This is a genomic window from Microbacterium sp. (genome assembly GCF_032084865.1).
In the GTDB taxonomy this organism is placed as follows: Bacteria; Actinomycetota; Actinomycetes; order Actinomycetales; family Microbacteriaceae; genus Microbacterium.
Window position 1 is genome coordinate 12,846 of sequence record NZ_DAMDLU010000035.1, and the last position, 615, is coordinate 13,460.

The window sequence follows — 615 nt, forward strand, 5'->3', positions numbered from 1 at the left end:
GCCGCGGGCGTGTTCGAGGACGGCGCGTCGGCCTGGCTGATCGCCGACGAGGCGGATGCCGAGAAGCTGGCCGCCTGGCTGCAGCGGATGGTGTTCCGCTCGCGGGTCACGGTCACCCTGCGCCCGCATGCGGCGCTGGTCGGGTTCTTCGCCGGCGGCGCCGCCGAGGCGCGCATCACGCCATCCGCTCCGAACGGCGTTCCCCTCGTCTGGCGTGATCCGTGGGCGCATGTGCAGCCGGGCGGGCACCAGTACGCTCTCGAGGCCGCGCATCCCGCCGCGGACTACGCCTGGAGCGCCGCCGTCGTCGATGACGCCGCCGCGCTCGCCGGACCGTTCGCCGGCGCTCTCGCCGCCGAGGCGCTGCGCATCGCGGCCTGGCGGCCGCGCTGGGCCCGTGAGGTCGACGACCGCACCATCCCGCACGAGGCCGATTGGATCCGCAGCGCCGTGCACCTGAGCAAGGGCTGCTATCGCGGGCAGGAGACGGTCGCGAAGGTGCACAATCTGGGGCATCCGCCGCGCCGCCTGGCCGCGCTCCTGCTCGATGGCAGCGACGTCGTGATGCCGTCGCCGGGCGATGCCGTGCTGGCGGGGGATGCCGAGGTGGGCCAC

General features: G+C 74.8%; 1 protein-coding gene. It reads left to right on the top strand.

Annotated features, from left to right (window positions below):
- On the top strand, positions 1 to 615 hold a 615-nt coding region (locus tag RT309_RS05650; protein WP_396654418.1), incomplete at both ends, for a YgfZ/GcvT domain-containing protein.